The organism is Nitrincola sp. (genome assembly GCF_048264025.1).
Lineage (GTDB): Bacteria > Pseudomonadota > Gammaproteobacteria > Pseudomonadales > Balneatricaceae > Nitrincola.
In genome coordinates this window covers 1-20143 of the sequence record NZ_JBLXDN010000050.1, presented here as the reverse complement: position 1 = coordinate 20143, position 20143 = coordinate 1, and the positions used below count along the sequence as shown (strand labels likewise).

General features: G+C 46.9%; 15 protein-coding genes and 1 tRNA gene. 10 read left to right on the top strand and 6 right to left on the bottom strand.

Features of this window, described 5'->3' with window-relative positions; all coding sequences use genetic code 11:
* Positions 1–44 precede the first annotated feature (44 nt).
* The 4 genes from ACN0R1_RS19595 (at position 45) to ACN0R1_RS19580 (ending at position 4747) form a co-directional block, all read left to right on the top strand.
* On the top strand, positions 45–443 hold the full coding sequence (locus ACN0R1_RS19595; protein WP_417585872.1) for a cytochrome c3 family protein: 399 nt from the start codon (positions 45–47) through the stop codon (positions 441–443).
* A gap of 151 nt (positions 444–594) precedes the next feature.
* A complete protein-coding gene (locus ACN0R1_RS19590) occupies positions 595–1638 on the top strand; it encodes a DcaP family trimeric outer membrane transporter (RefSeq protein WP_417585871.1) in 1044 nt (347 codons plus the stop codon).
* Between the two features lie 500 nt (positions 1639–2138).
* A complete protein-coding gene (locus ACN0R1_RS19585; protein WP_417585870.1) occupies positions 2139–2846 on the top strand; it encodes a hypothetical protein in 708 nt (235 codons plus the stop codon).
* Between the two features lie 149 nt (positions 2847–2995).
* Positions 2996–4747: a methyl-accepting chemotaxis protein gene (locus tag ACN0R1_RS19580; protein ID WP_417585869.1), complete on the top strand. Its 1752-nt coding sequence runs from the start codon at positions 2996–2998 to the stop codon at positions 4745–4747.
* 82 nt (positions 4748–4829) lie between these two features.
* Here the strand turns inward: ACN0R1_RS19580 and ACN0R1_RS19575 are convergent, their stop codons facing one another.
* The 3 genes from ACN0R1_RS19575 to norV all read right to left on the bottom strand — a co-directional run bounded on the left by ACN0R1_RS19575 (position 4830) and on the right by norV (position 7990).
* On the bottom strand, positions 4830–5216 hold the full coding sequence (locus tag ACN0R1_RS19575) for a DUF1971 domain-containing protein (RefSeq protein ID WP_417585868.1): 387 nt from the start codon (positions 5214–5216) through the stop codon (positions 4830–4832).
* Between the two features lie 162 nt (positions 5217–5378).
* Entirely contained in the window at positions 5379–6521 is a 1143-nt protein-coding gene (gene norW / locus ACN0R1_RS19570) for an NADH:flavorubredoxin reductase NorW (protein WP_417585867.1), read from the bottom strand.
* Positions 6518–7990: an anaerobic nitric oxide reductase flavorubredoxin gene (gene norV, locus ACN0R1_RS19565; RefSeq protein WP_417585866.1), complete on the bottom strand. Its 1473-nt coding sequence runs from the start codon at positions 7988–7990 to the stop codon at positions 6518–6520. Before norV ends, norW begins: the two co-directional genes overlap by 4 nt.
* 188 nt (positions 7991–8178) lie before the next feature.
* Between norV and norR the strand changes: the two genes are divergently transcribed.
* Positions 8179–9717: a nitric oxide reductase transcriptional regulator NorR gene (norR, locus tag ACN0R1_RS19560; RefSeq protein WP_417585865.1), complete on the top strand. Its 1539-nt coding sequence runs from the start codon at positions 8179–8181 to the stop codon at positions 9715–9717.
* 569 nt (positions 9718–10286) lie between these two features.
* Here norR and ACN0R1_RS19555 read toward each other — a convergent pair.
* Positions 10287–11054, bottom strand: a complete 768-nt coding sequence (locus tag ACN0R1_RS19555) for a helix-turn-helix transcriptional regulator (protein ID WP_417585864.1) — start codon at positions 11052–11054, stop codon at positions 10287–10289.
* Positions 11055–11386: 332 nt separating this feature from the next.
* On the opposite strand from ACN0R1_RS19555, the gene ACN0R1_RS19550 reads away from it, so the two are divergent.
* Positions 11387–13381: a hypothetical protein gene (locus ACN0R1_RS19550; RefSeq protein WP_417585863.1), complete on the top strand. Its 1995-nt coding sequence runs from the start codon at positions 11387–11389 to the stop codon at positions 13379–13381.
* Positions 13382–13590: 209 nt separating this feature from the next.
* Here ACN0R1_RS19550 and ACN0R1_RS19545 read toward each other — a convergent pair.
* Positions 13591–13667 (bottom strand) — tRNA-Pro (locus ACN0R1_RS19545).
* A gap of 80 nt (positions 13668–13747) precedes the next feature.
* Here ACN0R1_RS19545 and ACN0R1_RS19540 point away from each other — a divergent pair.
* Complete coding sequence (locus ACN0R1_RS19540) at positions 13748–14632, top strand: site-specific integrase (RefSeq protein ID WP_417585862.1); 885 nt, start codon at positions 13748–13750, stop codon at positions 14630–14632.
* A 219-nt stretch (positions 14633–14851) separates the two neighbouring features.
* A complete protein-coding gene (locus ACN0R1_RS19535) occupies positions 14852–17086 on the top strand; it encodes a DEAD/DEAH box helicase family protein (RefSeq protein WP_417585861.1) in 2235 nt (744 codons plus the stop codon).
* A gap of 298 nt (positions 17087–17384) precedes the next feature.
* Here ACN0R1_RS19535 and ACN0R1_RS19530 read toward each other — a convergent pair whose 3' ends face one another.
* Positions 17385–17663: a hypothetical protein gene (locus tag ACN0R1_RS19530; protein WP_417585860.1), complete on the bottom strand. Its 279-nt coding sequence runs from the start codon at positions 17661–17663 to the stop codon at positions 17385–17387.
* A gap of 713 nt (positions 17664–18376) precedes the next feature.
* Here ACN0R1_RS19530 and ACN0R1_RS19525 point away from each other — a divergent pair.
* Positions 18377–18574, top strand: coding sequence for a hypothetical protein (locus ACN0R1_RS19525; protein WP_417585859.1), 198 nt, complete (start codon positions 18377–18379; stop codon positions 18572–18574).
* A gap of 55 nt (positions 18575–18629) precedes the next feature.
* Positions 18630–19274 (top strand): hypothetical protein, encoded by a 645-nt coding sequence (locus ACN0R1_RS19520; protein WP_417585858.1) that lies wholly within the window; start codon positions 18630–18632, stop codon positions 19272–19274.
* Positions 19275–20143: the final 869 nt, after the last annotated feature.

Here is a 20143-nt window from a genome sequence, read left to right as displayed (position 1 = left end):
TCATGGGCGCCTGAGTCAATAACGGAATTAATGAGGATTAGATGATGAAAAAGTTAATGACCCTGGCCGCTGTTGCTGCTCTGCTGGCAAGCACTCACGTTGCTGCTGAGATCAAGGCTGATGCCTCTCTGACTGACCAAGGTATGATGGACGGTCGTACCTATCACCAGAAGTTCTACAAAAAGGACAACTGTAAGGTCTGTCACGGCACTGACGCTCCCTCCGTTCGCCCTGCGGATGACGCCTGCCTGAAGTGCCACAAGGTGGACAAGCTGGCGAAGAAGACCGCCCGCAAGGACAAAGAGGAGTTGTGGCAGAACCCGCACAACAACCTGCACTACGGCAAAGAGGTGCCTTGCACCGTGTGTCACGGCGAGCATGAAGCCAAGCAGCACCTGTGTAACGACTGCCACACCTTCAAGTTCACCAAGCACAAGCAGTAACTTTGATGGCAGGGAGTGTATCTCCCTGCCTTCCCAACTTATTTTCAGCTTCTGACCGACTCTGTGCAGATCACCACTGTGATTCTGTAGTGGCGCCCTTATGCCCAAAATTTGAAGTTGAGAAAAATGAAGAATAAAACGGATGAATACTATGTCTGCTAAAAACACTCTGAAAAACGCGATGGTTCTTGGCTCTCTGGCTGCTGTTAGCCTGCCCGCAATGGCCGGCTATGAAATTGAACTCAATGATAACGATAAGCTGATCTTTGGCGGCTACATTAAAGCCGATGTCCGTTATGTAGACGGTGACGTAGCCTATAAAGATCAATGGACAGGTGGCGGCACCCCCCTGGAGGAAAGTGCTTCTCAGATCCGCATCTTTGCCAACGAAACCCGTTTCAACACCAAGTACATCCACGGTGACCTGGTCGGTTTTATCGAGATGGATTTCTTCGGTGGCGGCGGTAACCAGATTATCTCCAACTCCCTGAATCCGCGTCTGCGTCACGCGTTTGTGAAGTACAACAACATCACCGCCGGTCAGACCTGGTCCACCTTCATGAACACCAGTGCCATCGGTGAAACCGCGGACTTCGGCAGCACCATGATGGGGATCTCCTTCATCCGTCAAGGTCAGATCCGCTACACCAACGGCGGTCTGCAGCTGTCCATCGAAAACCCCGAGAGCTTTGGTGGTGACACCGCCAACGACAAGCTGCCAGATTTCGTCGCCAAGTACACATTCAAAGGTGACTGGGGCAATGTGTCTGTGGCCGGTCTGGCGCGTCAACTGAACACCACCGGTGGTGAAACGGAAAATGCCATGGGCTTCTCCATTGCCGGTCGTATCAACACCTTTGGCAAAGACGACCTGCGCTTCCAGGTACACAAAGGCGAGCTGGGTCGCTACGTAGGGACTGCGGCGGTGAAGGATCTGGTGGGTGAAGAGGTGGAAGATACCACCGCATACAACATCGCTTATCGCCACTTCTGGAATGACACCGTGCGCACCACGCTGATCTATGGTCACATCGAAGGTGACGTTTCCGGTAACGAAACCAGCCAGTGGGGCATTAACCTGTTTAAGAACTTCACCAAGGAGCTGGCGATGGGTCTGGAAGTGGGTAACTACGCCATTGACCATGAGGATGTTGACTCCATGTACGGCCAGTTCTCTGTTCGTTACGCGCTGTAATTAAAGGGTCGTCTCGGGCACCTGGTGACTCCTGCAGGTGCTCGAGAATGGGTGAGTTGTTTTTGTATATCAGTTTGAGTGTCTACCAGGTTTTAACATACGAGTTTATTCGGAATTGAATGTTTATCCGGAGAGGCAACTCAGGTTTTGGAACTGATTACTAAAGTACTCTAACTATAAGGCTCAGTTTGGTTGTCATTTTGCACGTACGCCCGAGCCTTTAGTGTTTCATATCACCCTCCGACCATTGGCCTGGTGTTCAGGCAAAATTCCGCCCATTGGGCGGAATTTTTATGTTTGGCGTAAAGGTTTTTTGATTTTGCTAAGATTTAAATCCCAAGGCGAGTGTAGAAAAATGGTATTCTTGAAAATTGAATTGTTGCAGTTGATTACATTGTGATGTCGCAGTCAATTTGGAACGGTTTCCATCACCTAAGGTCTGGTAGACTTTTCCGCAAAAAATCATAGTTCACATTTTATGCAGCTCAGGAAAGGAATTGATGGGTTATAATGACAAGTTTAATCATTGTCTTAAGATTAGAGAAGATTTAAGACAAGCAACTTTTGAGAATTTTTTTCTGGAAACATTCGACAAACACGGTGAGTTGCTCGAAAGTGGCTTGGGAGAATGCTTCAATTCAATTGTTGAGTTAAAAATGTCTTTGTCGTCTTTGGAGATTGAAGTACAACTGCTTCATCTTAATGACACATTAAGGCGGCTCAGGAATCCAGGCAAAACCCTATTATTGCATGCTGCCTGGACCGTTCGAAAAACACAGGTGGAGGCCTACCTTCCATTGGTCAGACTCCTCCCCAGTGAAAGTGAAATGTTCAGTGCTAAGGACTCATCCTACCGCAGTTTGCTGCGACTTAAGAAGCGCTATGGCAGTGCGGTGGACGACCTTGTTCGTGCCTGCAGTCAGGGCCTGACTTATGGCGGCGGTCGGGTCTATAGCGCCTTTGTTAACGGGCATTGCTTGGAATTTGGCGTAGAGTCGCAACAATACATGAGCTACTACTCGAGTTTGTTGGAAGCCTTGTCTAACGCACTCAAGATTGAAGAGAACTCAAGAGTGACGAATAACGAGTTGGAGTCGTGGTTCATACAAGGGTTTGACCTCAGTGCCATCAAAGAAGGAGATAGCGAACCAGGCACTTTTCTCAAGCCTTCAATGCAACAATTATTGTCCGGCAAATTAAGAATTTAACAAAGTGAGTCATGAACTCGATGAAAAAATTTAAAGTTCAAATCCTTGCCCCTTTGACTGTGCTGATATTGTTGATTGTCACAGTAATGACCTTCATAGGGCATAATGCGTTTCAGAAAGAAAGCCTCAGTCTGAACAAGAGGCTGTTAATGGAAAGAAACATATCAATCTCCGATAAGCTCGGGGAGAAATTTTATGCTTATAAGAGAGAGCTAAGTGCGTTGTCGGTGAATGCTGAAGACATATTCTCTCGAAACCTATCCGAGTCGGCCATTGTTCAGTTGAAGACTCTGGAGAAAGCGCAATCTGCCATTACCGATGGCATATACCTGTTTACTACTGACGGAAGCATCTACAACTCTTCGGGTAAACTGCTTTCCTTCAATGTAAAAGTACTGAACAGGGAATACTACAGGGCAATTTTTACCAGTGGGGATGATTTTTACATATCTTCACCATTTGAGTCTGCGGTGACCCAGAAGCAAGTGCTGGGTATGGCACACAGAGTCAGCGATAGTGCGGCGATTCTGTCCAATGTCTATCTGGACTCTGTGCTGGAAGGGTACTCCAGTCGTGATGATATGTTTGTCTATACCGCACAGGGCACCTTGCTGGTGTCTCCTTATCCGGAGCAGATCGGCAAAAACATCTATCAGGAGAGGCCCGGTTACAGGGCCTTCAATGCCGAACATCGTGAGTTGAGTTACGTGGCCGTAGTTGATGGCGCTGACGTACCTGCAACGGCGCTGTGGGGTGATCTGCCAATGGTTCAATGGCAATTTGTCACCGTCTTCCGTGATGAAGTGATAGAGCAAGGTGCTCAGGCGCAGCTTTTGAGCTCTGTGGTCATCGGTGTACTGAGCCTGATTTTGTCTCTGTTTGTAGTGCATGCTTTAGTGGACAGGTTGATTCTTAAGCCAGTGGGTGGAGCACCGAAGGAAATTGAAAGCATTGTTAAGACACTGTCTCAGGGGAATCTGGTGCAGCAGTTTAATAAAGATGGTTCTGAGACCGGTATCCACGCTTCGGTAATCAATCTGTCGGAGAAACTGAAGGAACTCATTCACAACTCTCATAAACTGGCCGGCGATGTGGCTCACTCCTGTGTGGAGTTAACTGAGGCGATGGATAAATCCGGCAGCAATGCCAAGGAAGAGCTCAGTCAGGTAGAGCAGGTGTCTACGGCTATCAATGAGTTGTCTGCTACCTCTCAGGAGATGAGCGCCAATGCGGCTGTGGCTCAGGAAGCAACGTTGAAGGCGCAGGAGAGTTCGGAGTCTGGTAAGCACACGCTGGAAAACAATATTGTTCTGGTGGATCGCATTAATCGCGCCATCTGCGAGTCAGAACTGACGGTGCGGGAACTGACTGAGTATGCCCAGGAGATTGGGACTGTGACCGATGTGATTGAGGGCATCTCAGAGCAAACCAACCTCCTGGCGCTCAATGCCGCCATTGAGGCAGCGCGGGCAGGGGAACATGGTCGAGGTTTTGCGGTGGTGGCCGATGAGGTCAGAAATCTGGCATCCAAGACTCAGCAGTCGACGGTGAACATTAAAGAGTTGATCGACAAATTGCAGATTCAATCCCACGCGGCGACGGAAAACATGAGCCGAAATGTCAGCCTGATTGCCGAGTCGGTGCAAACGACGGAAGAGGTGAAATCCTCCTTTGAAGAGATCACCAACTCGGTGAAGTCCATAGCAGACATCAACTCACTGCTGGCAACCTCAGCCCAGGAACAGTTTTGTGTGACCGAGGACATCTCGAAAAATACCGCCCAGGCTTTTGACCTGGTGAATCAGAATGTTGCTTACGCTTATCAGGTAAGCACCTCGGTAAGGGCACTGGCCGAGCTGTCCGAGAAGCAAAAGAGAGAGCTGGAGTTCTTTACCATCTAAGCGCTTTAACCCTGCCAGGCCTCGACAATGTTCGAGGCCTGGCAGGATTTGGCTGTTCACCTCTAATTGAGATGGACAGCAATCAGCGTGCATTGAACAGCGGTTTATCGCCTTTGTCCTTTTCGGACCAGAAGTTAATGTTGAACTGGGCGTCATCAGACAGTTCGATGCGGTGCCAGTACTGAGGCGGGCTGGTGGCAAACTGACCGGCGGAGATCACCACTTTGATCTCGTGCTCGCTGGCGTCTTTATCGGGGAAGCCGAAGTAGGTGACTACCCCCTCCATCACACACAACTGACCAAAAACGCCTTCGGCTGTGTTGTGGTGTGACAACAGGGCTGCAGGCACATTCTCCTTAGTGAAAAATGGCGTTGAACGCTGGATGGTCCAGTGGGATGGGATGCGTTGATGGCTCATGATCTGTTCCTCTTTGATCTGTTTAGCAGTGGCTTTTGGCAAAGCTGGCATTCGAAGTTGGCCTGGCCAAGCTCGTTGATGGGCAGGTCCAGGCCGGTAGAGAGTTGTTCCGGCACCAGGAGGCGGTAGCACCGTGTTATGTATCGATTCAGCCTGGACCACTTACCTGTGGTTGATGGCCTGCGTGTCTCCTGGATTCGGCTGTTCACTTTTCTACACCAATGGCAGTTGTCTGAGCAGAGAAAAAGCGTTTTTCATGTGTTGCTCAGTGGTCACTATGCCGATCAGTTTCTGCTGACTGTCGAAAGCGCTGGCGGTCATACCCTCGTCATCTACTTTGACCTCCCATTGAGCGCCGACGTGACTGGTGTCACCGGCAAGTTGAATGGGCAGGTGCGGAGTTTTCACCTTGACCAGAGTATTGGTGCGAATCACGTCAGTGGGTGATCCTAATAGGGTTTTGGCCAGGGCGTTGGCACCCAGCAGCGCCGGTTGCAGGTAGGGCTCCAGCTGACTGTTCCGCTCTGCGCAATCGCCCAGGGCAAAGATGTCTCTTTCGCTGGTCCGAAGCTGACTGTCCACCACGATACCTTGATTTACCTTAAGCCCCGCCTGACGGGCCAGCTGAATGTTGGGCCTCAGACCGATGGCGGCGACGACGGCGTCGACATCATGCTGGTGGCCATTGGTCAGGGTGACACGATACCCCCGGCCTTGCGGGTCTGCGGTTTGAACCTGTGTGGCTAGCTCCAGAGTGACGGGCTGCGTGCTCAGGCAAGAGTGCAGCCGGCTGGCGATGAATTCTGGCAGCAACCTGGGCAGCAGCCGCGGCGCCATGTCGGTCAGAACCACTTCCTTACCGGCATTGGCCAGGTCCATGGCCAGTTCGGTGCCTATGAGCCCAGCGCCAATCACCAGAACCGACTCGGCATCCAACAACCTCTGTTGGTGCTGTTGATACTCTCCAAGGCTGTTAAGGGTGACGATGTCGCCGTTTGTAAGCCCGTCGATGGCCGGTACCATCGCCCGGGACCCTGTGGCCAGGACCAGTTGGTCATAACTGAGCCTTCGGTCGGCCAGCACCAGCTGACGCTGGGCTGGGTCAATGCGCTCTACCGTCTGCCGTGGCAATAGAGTGATGTTGTGCTGCTCAGCAAATTGTGCCCCGGAGAGCTTCACCAAGTCGTCGGCCCTCTGGCCACGGCTGACCACATGACTGAGATCCGGTTTGCTGTATTCATGGCCGTCGTCGGCGGTCACCACGGTAATGGGGTGGTCGGCATCCAGTTTGCGCAGTGCCTTCACCAGTTGATAGGCAGCAAAGCCGCTGCCAATGATGACAATGGGCGCACTCATGCAGCGTCCTCCTGGCGGGCAGTGGGCTCAAATACCTGCTTGCCCAGACCGCATTCCGGGCAAAGGAAGGTGTCGGGCACCTGACTCCAGGCGGTTCCGGGCTCGACGCCCTGATTGGGTTCGCCCAAGGCCGGGTCGTAGATCCACTGGCATACGGTGCAGAGCATCGGCTCATCCCCGGCCACTATAGAGCCAGGCGCCTTCTCAGAGGTGTGATTCTGGGGCAGGGCAGAGGGCTCTGTCTGGACTGGCGGTTGAGCTTGGTTAAGAGGATGCAGTGTCCATTGGCGAGCGACCTGGCGGCCATGTTCACGGCACGCTCTCAGCGCCTGGCCATCGGGTTTCCATTTGGTCTTCAGGCCGGGCAGTGTCTCGAAACCGGCGTCGGTCAGGCGGGCATGAATACGGTCAACCGCGCCGCCATTCCAGCCGAAACTGCCGAAGGCACCGGCCTTCTTATTCTTGAATCGCAGGCCGGTGATCTCCTCCAGCATGCCGGCAATTTTGGGCATCATCACGTTGTTCATGGTGGAAGAGCCCACCAGCACGCCCTTGGAGCGGAACAGGTTGGCCAGGATCTCGTTCTTGTCCTGACGGGAGACGTTGAACACTTTCACCGCCACACCGGGGTCGACGTCGTGGATCCCCTGGGCAATGGCGTCCGCCATCATCCGGGTATTGCCGGACATGGTGTCGTAGAAGATGGTGATGCGATCTTCCTGATAGTCGTCGGCCCACTCCAGATACTTTTCGATGATCTGTACCGGATTGTCGCGCCAGACGATGCCATGAGAGGTGGCGATCATATCCACCGGCAGGTTCAGGCTTAGCACCTCTTTGATCTTGGCAATGACCAGGGCACTGAAGGGGGTGAGGATGTTGGAGTAGTAGCGCAGGCATTGCTCGTACAGTTCTGCCTGGTCCACTTCATCGTTGAACAGGCGTTCGTCGCAATAGTGCTGGCCGAAGGCGTCGTTGGAGAACAGCACGGCATCGCCGGTCATGTAGGTCATCATGCTATCGGGCCAGTGCAGCATGGGCGCTTCGACGAATACCAGCTGTTTGCCATTGCCCAGGTCCAGGCTGTCACCGGTTTTTACGGGCTGGAAGTTCCAGTCGGGGCGGTGATGGTGGCCGGTGATGGAATCGATGGCGTTCTCGGTGCAGTAGATGGGGGTACCGGGGATCTTCTCCAGCAGTGCCGCCAGGGCTCCGGCGTGATCCTCTTCGGCGTGGTTGATCACTATGGCGTCAATTTGGTTCAGGTCCACTTCCATCGCCAGGTTCTGAATAAACTCCTGGCTGAAGCGGTGGTCGACGGTGTCAATCAGCACGGTTTTCTCTTCCCGAATCAGATAGCTGTTGTAGCTGGTGCCCTTGGTCATCTTGTATTCGGTGCCGTGAAAGTCCTGTACCTCCCAGTCGCGTTGTCCTACCCAGTGGATGTTGTTTTTTACGTGGATTGCCATGAAGCCGTACCTCAAAATCGGAAAATCATTTATTCAAACTGAGTGAGCTATTACAGCAATCGTGCCAAGTTTTAAGGGCTTGAATTTACGGGGTATGACTTTAAGGATGGTGTCATAATGACATTCTTACTATACTGTCTAAATGACAATTCACTGTCTTTTTGACAATGTTTGGCCAGGAGCATCCTATGGGATTGGCTTTAGATGATTTTGCCAGCTTGGCGTTGGATCTGACCTCTGATGTGTCGGCCCAGGATCGTTTTGATCGATTGCTGACCACGGTCCGCACCTTGCTGGATTGTGATGCGTCTGCACTGTTGGTATTTCGTGGCAACCAGTTCACCCCGCTGGCGATCAACGGCCTGGCCACTGAGGTGCTGGGGCGCCGCTTCCAGATTGCGGAGCACCCTAGGCTGGAGGCGATTGCCAGGGCAGGGGATGTGGTGCGTTTTCCTGCCGACAGCGATCTGCCCGATCCATACGATGGCTTGATCCCCAGCCACGATGACAAACTGAAGGTTCACGCCTGCGTCGGTTTGCCCCTGGTGGCGAACCAGCGCCTTATTGGTGCCCTTACCATTGATGATTTCAATCCTCAGCAGTTTGATAAGTTCAGTGATGGCGATCTGCGCACGGTATCTGCACTGGCTGCGGCCAGCCTTAACAATGCCCTTTTGATGGAAGAGCTGGAACGGATCAGCGGTCAGGTGGGTTTGAGTTCACAACGCAGCGAAAGCCAGCAGAACATGGCTGTGGAGATCATTGGTCAGTCGCCGGTGATGCAGTCACTCAGGCGAGAGATAGAGGTGGTTGCCAAGACGGATCTGACGGCGTTGGTGTTGGGCCAGACAGGCACAGGTAAGGAGCTGGTGGCCGAGGCTATTCATGCTGCGTCCCTGCGTGCCGACAAGCCTCTGATTTATCTGAACTGCGCTGCGCTGCCCGAATCCGTGGCTGAGAGTGAACTCTTTGGTCATGTAAAAGGCGCCTTTACCGGTGCCATCAGCAATAGACAAGGGAAGTTCGAACTGGCGGACGGCGGCACCCTGTTTCTGGATGAAGTCGGGGAGTTGTCACTGGGCTTACAGGCCAAGTTGTTGCGAGTTCTTCAGTATGGCGATTTGCAGCGTGTCGGCAGTGATAAGGCCATCAAGGTGGATGTACGCATCATCGCCGCCACCAACCGGGATCTACGCCAGGAGGTGTTGGACAAGCGTTTCAGGGCCGATCTTTATCATAGGTTGAGTGTATTCCCGCTTCAGGTGCCCCCGCTGGAACAGCGCGGAGACGACCTGTTGTTATTGGCCGGGTTCTTTCTGGAACGTTGGCAGGCCAATCTAGGCTTACGCTCTCTGAGGTTAGATGAGACAGCCAATCAACTGTTGATGAGCACGCAATGGCCGGGGAATGTCCGGGAGCTGGAGCACTGCCTGCACCGGGCCACGGTGCTGGCCAGAGCCGAGTCGGTCACAGAAGATGTGGTGATCCATCCCCGGCATCTTGATCGCACGCCGGGCAAGGGCTCAAAGGCTAGGACTCCGCTAGCCACTGTGACACCGGATGTCGATATTGGCCTGGGCTTTCGTCAGGCCACCGAGCAGTTTCAGCAGCGGCTGATTCGCCAGGCCCTGGACGCCAATGATGGCAACTGGGCGGCCAGCGCCCGTGCTCTGGGTCTGGACACAGGAAACTTGCACCGGCTGGCTAAAAGGCTGGGGATGAAGTAGCGGAGAATCAGTGCCACGTGAAAATTTGACGTAATCATAAAGCAGGTTCCCTTGGGAACCTGCTTTATGGCTTGTTGTACCGCTGACGATAACTGTCAGCTTAGGCGCCAAAAGTGGTCATTGACGTAAGCTACTATGATTTTGCTTGGTTCATCATCTCAATGGAGAAAATAAAGCGGATTCCTAGGTTGATGATCCCACATAGTGCTGTATTAATCTAGGTCCGATTTTACGCTCGTTTGTTAGACCAGGTACCTATTGGATTCGTTTTTATAAGGCTTAAAGTGCCGAGAATACGATGGGGTTACCTAGTACACTTAGTATTAACAAGGGCACTGATGCAGATAATTGAAGAAGTGCGCTCCCCCCTATTTTATTTAACAATAAAATTTGAATAATCATCAAGCCAGAGTTGCTTCTACATTAATCTTCACGCCTTTCTTCTATCTTGAGATGGAAATCATTTACAAGTCAGGTGCAGTTAAATCCTTGGATGAGTCATCACCACTTAAATTGTTCATGATCTTAAAGTTATTTTAACAGCATTGTTCAAAGTTTAATTTAGTCACCTATGTTAACAGTTTTAAAGTACATGCCTTATAAACTAGGTTTGCAATATTATTTGAAATTAGAGATGACTTCAATAGGTCTATATGGTAGTCAACCCCACGAACTGTCAAGTGTAGTTTTTCCGCTATTTCTTCTCTATTCATGCCGCTAGCAAGACATTCAAGTACACGTAATGAGCTTTGCTTTACATGTTGATAGTCATGAAGGGGGTTTATATGCCTGATGAATTCATTCACAATACTATTGTGAACTTCTACTAAGCCTGATTTTAGCTCTTTGGTTACGCGTAATTCGTTGAAAGTATGATCATTAGTCATAACGACAAATCTAGCGAAAAAATTTTTATTTATTTCACAAGGAATAATGATTTCAAATTTTTTTTCATACGAAAAAAAATCATGTTGTTTTTCTATTACACCGCCCGGATTACTTCTCTTGTCATATTTGCATATGCATGATGCTATCTTGTCTTTTTTATACAGCTTGTTCTCGAACTTACCCCTAAATTCGGATTCTTTATCCATCCTGTCTAAGATTAAGAGTTTGAAATATTTGCGCCCTTTATTGGAGCTAAAAAAAATCTGTTTTCTTTTCTTAAATCTTTTACATAAATCCACCAGTTCTCTGGTATGAGTTGTTGGTGTCTCAAAATTGATGTCATACGAGTAAAAAACATCTTCCAAACAGTTTGATAAAGCGAAGCTCTTGAGTTTGCTTTCTATTTGCCTGCGAACAACGTCTTTATTATCAATGTCAATGAAAGTCATGGTTTAGTCACTCGGGATTTAAACTGACGTAAAATTAATTTCTACATTTCGTCATCGAGACTAACAATTGTTGACAAAAATGTCGATAGGCATTCGCAAAAGAAGTCGTGATGTTATAGTCGCTTGAGGAACTTTCATGGTCTTTACTTGTTGAAGTGCATACAAATTTCTTCAGGGAAAGCATGTTACTTATTGGAGGTATATTTGTTGATGGTCACAGAAAGCTGTGGTCAAAGACTTTTTGTGTAGCATGCTACATAGAAATGGGCTCAGTTTTGCTAGAGCATCCTTGGTTCTTAGTCAGACTTAGTTTCTTAACCATGGAGATGATGATGAACAAAGCTGCAATTGCTCTAGCATTATCAATGGCCCTGATGTCGGGGTGTGGGAGTGATAATGATAATCGCGTTGATGAACCCAATACACCGGATGTTCCGGATGCGGGCCAGTCACCTCAAACGGGTTCAGGAGTCTTTGGGAATGTTTGGGGACCAGATGTTAAATGGCAATTAGAAGGTCCTATTACAATTTATCTGGACAAGATGGACCGTGCTGATTGGGTTGCGCAAACAGAAGGGCGCTACTCTGATATTAAACATGGCTTTACCGTTGATGCCGAAGATGTCCGTAAGGTTATTTCGAAGCCACTTCGGGATGATATTTTTAATGATGGTCAAATCACTTTTGCAGATATATTGCTTTATCTGTCAGAAGCGCGTGATGATTTTCACGTTGAATATGAATGGGGCGAAGACATTGGTGCATATAGGTATACTGTTTGGCGCAATGAAGATGGTAGTGCTATCGAGTTTGATGAAGTCGGCAAACCTTTAGGGCAAGGTGACCCAAACTGGTACGCAAGCTGGATTAATGATACTGGTGAATTTAAACGTGAGTTTAATTATACAAACTGGGGCGAGTTACTTAGTACGCGATTAGAGTTAACGGTGCTTCAAAATGAATCGGGTGTATTATTGAGGTCGTATAGCGATGCTTATACATACAGACGAGAGGAAATGCAACGAGCACAGGCTGAAAGGAGAAAAACTTCAGAGAATAAATTTTCGGATAATAGAGTCATTGTTCCTTCAGTGATGATTCAACCCATCGGTGGTGATCGGGTGGTGTTTAAGAACGTTGAAGTTAGACCACATAACCTCCGACCAGACATATATAAAAAAGATGCGATGATAACGCTTGCTGACGTTTATCTTAGTATGAGAGAGCAGGGGCTTATCGATGTAGGCTTCTCGTTTTGGGGAAAGTTGTCAACTGGAGTTGACATACAACATTTCGTGGTAAATTCGGTTAACGGGGTCGTTAATCAAGGACGTCTTGCCTACGCTATTGATGCGAGTGAGACCAAGTACAAAAGTGATGTGATGCATAAGTATGGGCTAGGGCAGATGGGGCCTGGTAGTACTGTGCTATCCACTTTCTGTGATGGCATCGGACTTAATGGTAAGCCATCAGGTATACCTGATGGAATAATTGATGATGAGTGTGAAAAATATTTCTCTGAAAAAGGCTTGGAAATCGATATTTCAGATTGGTACGGAGATAGAAATAAGCACATATTTTCTGATGTTTGGCCAATGTACTATCCAGTGGACTCTGCGGCACTTGTTAACAAGAAACTTAGTTTCTTTTATACTGAAGAAGCTGAACGACTAGGTGGTGATGGACAATATCCGATTTATGATATTGAAGCAGCAATTGCGCCATTAACAAATAAACACTTTGGCTGGGGGATTGCTGATTGTGGCACTTGTCATTCACTTCAAGGGATTCACTCAAACAATGATCAAGGCTCTCTTGGAGTTAACCCTAAACCGGTTGATGTTCTTGACCTAGGTAGAGGTATTCAGTCCTATGAAGTAACAGAGGGTATCGAAGCTGTTGTCGCACCTTATCAATGTGCACAATGCCATGGTAGTAATGGTGCCCCTTCAGGTCACGGTGCTGTTGGGACTTGCTTCTGGTGTCATGATAATGATTTTGAACCTAAGAATCACGGTACTGTTCACAAACGCTTCAACAAGATGTATGAAGGCGCAGCTGCGGAGGGTTCAACGGCTATTTACCCTGCTGAGCCTCTAATAGATGTCCCTTCTGTAGATAGAGAGGCTGTCTCCAAGCTCAGTGCAGATCGTTATGGTGATCCGAACTATCTTCTTAATGTTCTCCCTGCAAAGGAAAATCAGAGCTTTGTCTATATGCACGGCCTATACAGTGGAGATATGAAAGTAAGAGGAAATAGTGACTGGAGCACAGACCCTGTATATCCTGACCCCTATTCTTGTATGACTTGCCATCCAAATAAGTGATGGCTGTGAAATATTATTAACCCGCCCTATCTTAAACTAACTCCCCCCTTCTATGCCTTCGGAAGGGGGGATTGAGTAGTACTACTTCTATAGACTGTCCGTTACCTCTTCTGAACGACTGGTATGTGGCGAAAGCTTTCACAAACTCTGTGTGAGAAATAGGCGGTAAAGGGGGGGCTGAGACAGCAAAATAGGCAAGATACTGAAAATGGTCGGTGTGAGAGGATTCGAACCTCCGACCCCTTCCTCCCGAAGGAAGTGCGCTACCAGGCTGCGCCACACACCGAGATGCAGGCTGCGCATAGTGTAGCGGCGAGTTTCCCCTGTCAACTGAGCATTCCCCATTAGCAGTAGGAGTGCTAACGCATGGCCACAATCAAGCAGTTACCTAGCGGAAATTGGAACGCTCAAGTTCGCACCAAGACCCTTAGAGCAAGCAAGACCTTCAAGACACAACGAGAAGCCATCGCATGGTCAGATCGCATGGTTGGCAGCGAGACCAACCTATCCCGCTTCGTCTCTCTCTATTCCCACCACAAGGGCATTCAGCCTAGAGAACCTCGTGCTTACCTTCTAGAGACCGTCCGGTCACATTTCGAATCAATCCCCACACTGAACGACCTGGAGATTTTCAAGAGGTCCCGGCTTGCCGAAGTCTCCAGTACCACAGTATTTATGGAACTCAAGCTGCTACAGGCAGTCCTGCGTTACGCTGACGACTACCACGACCTTGCGTACAAAGACCCCTTTAAGCGTTTCGAATGGCCCAGTAGAAGGCTTCCTAAGGACGCTGTGGTCACGCCTGAGCAGTTGGACCAGATACTGGGTCTAATGCCTCCGATGGCTGCTGATGCCGCTCTGTTGTCTTATCACACCGCCATGCGCCGAGGAGAACTGTGCAGCATCGACCCCAAGAACATCGACTGGGCGAACCGCAAGCTATTGTTACCAAAGACCAAGAATGGGCATCCCCGCTGGGTTCCACTGAATGCAGAGGCACTGGCGATACTGGACCGAAGAGCTTCCTTCCCCATACAACCTGAAAGTCTCACCAAGGCCTTTCGAAAGGCCTGCCGCCAGTTGGGCATTGAGGGCTTAACCTTCCACACTCTGCGGCACTCAGCCATCACTAAGTACGCCAAGAAGGGCTTGAGTAATACTCAGCTACAAGTGGTCTCTGGTCACCGTGACTTGGCCATGCTGAACAGATACACCCACCTTCAGGCCGAGGACGTAGTGGACCTCCTTTAGTTCTTTTCCCCTGCCCAATAGAAGAGGGATACACCGAGTGTCCGTCGTTGTTAAATTCTATCGAGGCACTCCCCTATGAATCACTCCAACAACGTACAAATTTCCGCAGGTTTCAGCGCTTGTCAACAAGCGACTCTTGGATCTGCTTTCGGATCTTCGGTGTTGTGGTCGCGTTAGCGTGAAGCTTAATGTCCATGTACTGATGTCCTTAGCTGTTGAATGAAGCTGGCTACCCACTTTCGAGAATACAAGAATCTCGATGCGGAACAACCAAGCCATTCATCCTGGACCAAACAGCTAAGGGCAAGTTTACTAAATAAAACAAAGTGTTGGGAGCTAGGTGGTTTATGCGTAGCTTCTTATCGCTTGAAGGGAAGGATTGTTTCTGGTTTTATGTCTTTAACTGATTTTGAAACAATCTGGGAGCATGATTTGCCTAACGTAGTAATCCCACCAGTCTTAAATATTCCCGTCGATGAAAAACAGTTCACGTTAAATGCGAAAACACATTTCCAGCAATTTAATGTTCATGTCTCAAAAGATCTGCCAAAAGTACTAGGCAAGCTTTGTCGAACACTAAACCACTCGATCACTAACCAGAAACAATCACCACTAGATATCAGAAATATCTGGGCATTCCCTGCACAAACAGGTATTGGGAAGTCTATCGCCTTACAAATTTATGTCTCAATGCTTAAAAAAGAGGCTAGTTTAATTGTGGTTTCTACCCGAGCTGAAGCTCACAGTTACGCTGAGTACATCTGTCATCTATCAGGTGACGATAACTATGCTATCGCCATATTTTCAGGGGGAGATTCTGACAGATATAAATTCGCGAAGGACGTTATAGTTAATCCAAAAGAATATCGTTGCCTTGTTATCACACATAAAAGAATGCAGGACATAGCAACTGCTGATGAAGAGCAGCTAGATTATTATAAGCTATATGCCATAGATGATGAACAAACCAAGGCAAGAGAACTAGTCGTAATCGATGAAAAGCTGTCGTTTGCTACACATGAAAGCGTATCTATTGCAGAGTACTCTCGCATGTTAGATTTTGTCGAAAATGCTTTGATCTATTCTAAAGCATGTAGACCTTTAGGTAAGAGGTCAAGAGTGACAAAGCAACTTGACGCTATTAAAGGGCTTCTAGTGGCTGAAGCCAACTTACTTTCTGATGAACAGTCTGCCAAGTTAATCGAACCAGAGCAGCCATTCTTAGAGTTAGCTAAAAACGACCTTCCTGAGGTGATAGATCTAGAACTCTTTGTTCAGGTCGTCGTTACTAGGTTTGATGAGCTAGCAAACGAGATTAATGCGGTAATGAACTCTAAAGGCGACAGACTTAAAAAAGAGAAGGAACAAATACTTACACTAGTTAAGAAATTTTGTCGCATCCTGCAAAGAGAAAATGGTGATGATGAGTATTGTAACTTAAAGGCGTTAGGGTTATTTAAGACCAATCAGGCAATCACAATCAGCAAATTTAAACAGTTTTATAGTGCCTTCGGTTCATGTGTGGTGTTAGATGCTACCGCGACAGTTAATGAGTTCTACCAAACTGCATCAACAGGGAGGCTACCTTCGTTTGATGTGATTGATGTACCTAAAATCAGGAAGTATAAAAACTTAAAAATATTTACTGCTAAAGGGTTCTCACAATCTAGGAGCGCACTTTGCGGAACAGATGAGAAAATAACTTCTAACATAGAAATATACTCGCCCATCATTAGTTCACTGAAATCAGCAGATGACAAACTACTAGTTATCGGTCATAAGAAATTTATATCTTCATTAGAGGCGGAATTCTTTCTTGATAAGTCAGTAGCTTTTACCCACTGGGGGAATCATGTCGGCAAGAATGACTGGAATGATTGCGCTAAAGTGCTAGTTATTGGCTGGAACTATCTGCCACCGCTAGAAACTGTTTCTGAAATTTATGGTGCATACATGCCATCTGGTGATGTAACAGCAATATCCAACATAACAAAAGACAATATAGAAAGGTTTTCAACTGGTCAAATGGCTGAGGACATTATCCAAGCGGTCATGAGAACTAGGGCTAGAATTATTGCTGATGATGACTCTGATTGCCTCCCAACAGAAGTTTACCTGATGTACCCTGATAGGGTAAAAGAGCAAGCAGTAATAGATACGGTCATAAACGAATTTCCTAAAGCATGTGTGCAAAACTGGCAGCCGCCAATGGGCACTGTTCTTTCTAATTTCTCTAAACCACAGAAAAATGCATATGAAATATTACTTGCGCTAGAAGCACACAAACAACAAGGTACTTCTGAAGTATCTTGGAAGAATATCAGGGAATCTACAGGCTTTTCTCGCTCAAGCTTTACTAAGGCAACTAAAGAAGCATATTTTACAAGTGAGCTAGAAACTAGGGGAGTGAAAGTAGAGGCGATAAACGGAAGGCAGAAAAAATTTGTTTTGTGATTGTTTCTTTAGTTACTTTATATAAGGGGTTTTGAAACAGTTCAGGGCTGGCTTGCCACTCCTAACGGAGTGTCATCATCTCTTATCCTTTAGCTTTATTGAGTACGTCACTTCGTTGCGCTTCGCTCACTTCGTGCCGTCCTCCAACAGCACAGGAACGAGATGACCGCCTTTGTGGGTACTAGCCCCTAGTTTTTATATCAGTCATGACGTGGGGTGAGCTGCTATTGAAACTAGGGGGATTGTATAGGTTAAAGTTCATCAGCCTAGTTTAGGGGGGATTGGACAGAGCCATCGACTAAGACGATTTCTTTTTTATAACTCCTTGCTCTTCTAAGTCTAAGAGCAGTTGATAATCACGGTTTGCTGAAGCTTCGCTTATAATTCGAAATATCGTTACAGCAAACTGACCTTTGATAGGGCTGCCATCTGGTAGTTTATAGCCGAATTCGGCACAAGTTTTTTCAGCAGTTTTTATATTAGATTTTTCAGTCTCTATGTTGAATTTTTCGATAGAATCATTGAATTTTTTGATAGAATCACTTGTTTTCTTAATAAAATCATTGATGCGAGACACCTTTTTCTTCCTCAATTTGTAAGTGTAATCAGGTCCTAAAAAAGACAGTAAGCATGGTGTAGTGGTTAACCAAGTCCGTAACATATATCAATTGAGCCACTTTTTCTAGTTTTTAAAGCAAGCTTTAGCAACGGTTAACACGGTAGTTTAACAAAACTAGAGTAATAACTAGGTTTTAGGCATTAGTGTATAAGTACATCAAAGCACACATGGCTACCATGTAGAAATATGCTCTCATTTACTAGCCGGGAGTTACTTACATTAACCCAGTTAAGGGCTTGACTAACCCCCCCTACTTTGACCCAAGTTCTCATTAAAACTATGGATTAAGTACAGAGAACGGGGAGCTAGCCTAGTTATATCAAGTACAGGAAAGTACAGATTACAAACCGCTAGAAACTTCCTCCCATACAACGTTCAATCTAGTCATTTGCAACATGGCGTGACACAAGTCACAGTTTTCTGTGGATCAACAAGTTATAAACCCATTATCACTAGAATACAAGGATTGATTCTCATGTTTGTTTTTCGTTTAATTTTTGGGGTTGCCTTAATTGTGGGGGGAGTAATAGCTCAGGCCGCATGGTTCGGCATTTGCTTTAGTACAGTTATACTAGGAATTCTACTTTTATTTTTTGCTCCTGGCATCTTGTTTTTTCCATTTACGTTTGGACTACTTCATGGATTAGCACTTATCACTGGGGGAGACTCTAATGCTTAGCTTTTTTATCATGTTCCTAATTGTTGGGGGAATATTGGCCTTTGTTTTAGATAATGTTAAAACCGCGATGACTGTAATCGTTTTAGCGTCTATTGCTTGGGCTTTTGCATTTGGACCTTGGGCAATTCTGACATTCATTGAGCTGATTTTAGGTTTTACCCTTGTAAATAAACTTAAAAGTGAAAGTTAATACTGAACTTCTTGAGTACAAGTTTAATAGTAAAAAATACATTTAGGGAATAAATATGTTCGGGCTATTTAATAAGAGAAAACCACTTACAGTTAAGGAAATAGAGGACGCTCTTTATGCCGGTTACTTAGCGTTTGATAGGATAAACGAACCTAAACAGCTAGAAAGGCTAATTCTTGACTTCAAGGCCAAACGTTCTAGAATCTGCCCAAAGTCAATCGCTCTTCATCCATCTGTTCTGCATGTAGATGAACTTTATATTTTCATTTGGTGCTTTGTGTTTGATCATATGGCCTCTAGTGGATTGAGAGTAAACCCTAAACTATTTACGCCATACTCTCCCTTATGGGAAGTTCTAGACGAATATATTCAAAGTGCTCGTAAAAATTTTAAGATGAAACCACGGCTTGGTGGTTATTGGCAAGTTAAGGAAGCTGGGCACATCCAGAAAAAACTATCAAGCGAATATAGGGAAATGGTCAAACGACTAATTGCAAAATCTTTTCTTGAACAAAAAGCAATTGAATCAGATATCAATTGGCATGATGCAGAGGCGTTTTCCCGCCAATATAGTGGTTTTTCTGAAAATGAAATGATTAAATTTGCTTTCCCCATAGATCCTGAAAACTGGGAGTCAAAGGATCTCTTGGTAGTTTTTTCTAAAGTTTCAGCAAATAAAACTAGAATTTTTGCCCGCTAACTATCAGAGACGATACGAGGCTGTGAGGTAGCTTGTGTCTGCACTAGTTTACTTAGAATACAACTGATGTGCCATATCAGGTATGTTAACTAACGCGCTTCGCTTGTTGGATACCTGCACAAGTACAATTTTTCAAATTTTACTTGCTCGGCATCTCTATTTTTGTTTCAGTTAATCTTTCTTTTGTGGGATTTTGAAACTATTTCTCTGTAAAAAAATGAGTAAAATCATGAGTATGTTGCCATACTTTACTCATAACACAAAGCTTAGTCTTTGGTATGGCATTGCTCTCGTAACAGGCCATTAATAAATCATTATCTCTGTAGTGGCTCTTGAGCACGAGCCACTCGGCTTCAGAGTAATTGAAGGCTTGAATGTCTTGGTCATTTAGGATGGCGCGTAATGGCATAGTCGTCTTAGCTCTCGAACCATCAAAGATTAGGTAAAGAATACCAATAATCTCCCTTCGAGAAGTAGCGCCAATCTCTAACCATTTAATTCAAATTATTTATTTAAATGACGATTTGTATAATGACTGAAGCTCAAAGCTACTTCCAAGTCCAGTTGAGCGACTGAGTGGTCCTGATTGAAGGAGAGATCTTTCACTGCACCTACTGAGCATGAACACCCAACGGTAAAAGAGCTTTCTTTCAGGTGGTCGGCATGACCAAGGGGCATACGGCGAGGGCACTAGAGGCCCTTGCGCATGGACTGACAAGCAGTGTGAGTAGTATTAGCAGTTCGTTAGCAGTGGGGAGGTAAAAGTGCTAACGTGGAACTGCTCAAAAAGACAGGCAAGATACTGAAAATGGTCGGTGTGAGAGGATTCGAACCTCCGACCCCTTCCTCCCGAAGGAAGTGCGCTACCA